This window comes from Planktothrix sp. FACHB-1355, assembly GCF_014748295.1.
Lineage (GTDB): Bacteria > Cyanobacteriota > Cyanobacteriia > Cyanobacteriales > Aerosakkonemataceae > Aerosakkonema > Aerosakkonema funiforme_A.
This window is the reverse complement of the sequence record NZ_JACJUP010001283.1, coordinates 1-1864: the sequence shown is the minus strand read 5'-3', so window position 1 is coordinate 1864 and position 1864 is coordinate 1. Positions and strand designations below refer to the sequence as shown.

At 41.4% G+C, this 1864-nt stretch carries 1 protein-coding gene; it reads left to right on the top strand.

What is annotated here, in order from left to right; genetic code table 11:
• Positions 1-225 precede the first annotated feature (225 nt).
• Entirely contained in the window at positions 226-1671 is a 1446-nt protein-coding gene (locus tag H6S82_RS31615; protein WP_199315280.1) for an APC family permease, read from the top strand.
• Positions 1672-1864: the final 193 nt, after the last annotated feature.

The window sequence follows — 1864 nt, the reverse complement described above, 5'->3', positions numbered from 1 at the left end:
TTGCCAGAAAGTTAGGTTCTTTCGGGTCGAGCAGGTAAAATGTTCATTAGACATCTGCAAAAATTCTTGTGGGGTAGGCATCCTGCCTGCCTTTGAGATTCTTTTGGAGGAGATGTCTATTATTTGTGTTACCAATTTGGGAGATGGTGCGTTAGGCAGCGCAATTTAATTATTAGTTGCAATACTTAATTTTTCACCCGTGCCTAACACACCCTACAGTTAAATATGACTGAAAATTCACCAATGCCCGATGAAACAAACCAGAATTTTTCCGGTTTGCGAGCTGAATGTCTCTCTTTCCCGGAAATAATATCTCAGTCATTTGCCAACGTTGCACCAACCGCAGCGCCTACAATATCTGTAGGATTAGTGTTTGCCAACGCCGGAAACGGAACTTGGTTAACTTTTGCGATCGCGATGATTGGTGTAGTATTGGTCGGCCTTAATATTAGCCAGTTCGCTCGTCGTTCTGCATCTCCAGGTTCGCTTTACGCCTACATTAGTATGGGCCTTGGTTCAACGATGGGAGTGATTTCTGGATGGAGTCTTTTGCTAGCTTATCTATTTGCCGGGATGGCTGTTGTAGCTGCATTCAGCAACTTTGCCAATGTCTTGCTAAGCTTAATCGGCATCGAATTATCTCCTATATTTTTGTTGGCAATTTGTACTGGCTTTGGCTGGTATCTTGCGTACAAAGATATCCAATTATCAACTAAATTAATGCTGGGACTGGAAGCTTTTTCTGTCAGTTTGCTATTGCTTATAGCAGCTATAGTTTTATTCAAACATGGCTTTGCGATCGATATGTCACAACTTTACCTCAAAGATACAAAGCCAGATGAATTAATACTTGGACTTATACTGGCCATTTTCAGTTATACAGGCTTTGAAAGTGCAACAGCCCTTGGAGATGAAGCCAAAAATCCGCTCAAATTTATTCCCGCTGCTGTGGTTTTAACACCCATACTTTCCGGCTTATTCTTTACTTTACTTGCCTACACTGAAGTGCTAGCTTTTAGCGGTTACAGTACGCCTTTAGACAAAAGCGATTCCCCCATCAACGATGTAGCTAATATAGCAGGGGTAGGATTTTTAGGTTTGCTAATTACAATTGGAGCGCTAGTAACTTTCTTCAGCTGCGTTATCGCTTGCATCAATGCGGGATCGAGAATTCTGTTTACAATGGCTAGACACGGCATATTTCATGATGCGATGGGTTTAGCGCACAAAAGCAACAAAACGCCTCACATTGCCATCACCATGTTATCTATTATTTTGTTTATTGTACCCGCATCCATGTCGTTGTTTAGTCTGTCAATATTGGATATTATTACATACATGGGAACTCTGGCTACCTATGGATTTTTAACCGCGTACATTTCGATCGCAATTGCTGCACCTGTTTATCTTTACAGACAGAGAGTATTGAATATACTCGATATTGCGATCGCAGTTTTAGCAGTTCTCTTCATGCTGATCCCGATCGTGGGTAGCCTATACCCCGCACCACCCTTCCCATTTAACGTTTTCCCTTACTTGTTCTTGATGTACCTTTGCGTTGGTGGCGCGTGGTTCTTAATGCTGCGCCTCCATTCTCCAGAAGTTATTGAAAACATGGAAGATGAACTGGAAAAAATTCACGCCAAATTTAGCGAAATGAAAAAGATTTGAGTTTTGAGAGGGTTTAGGGTAAGAAGAGTCTAGAATCAAAATTTTTATGAACGATCCCTAAAATCGCACCTCAGCTTTCCTGAGTATAAATTAAGCGATCGCTAATAGACATCTCCAAAAATTCTTGTGGGTTAGGCATCCTGTCTGCCCTTTGAGATTGTTTTGGAGGAAATGTCTAATCATAATCTTACCC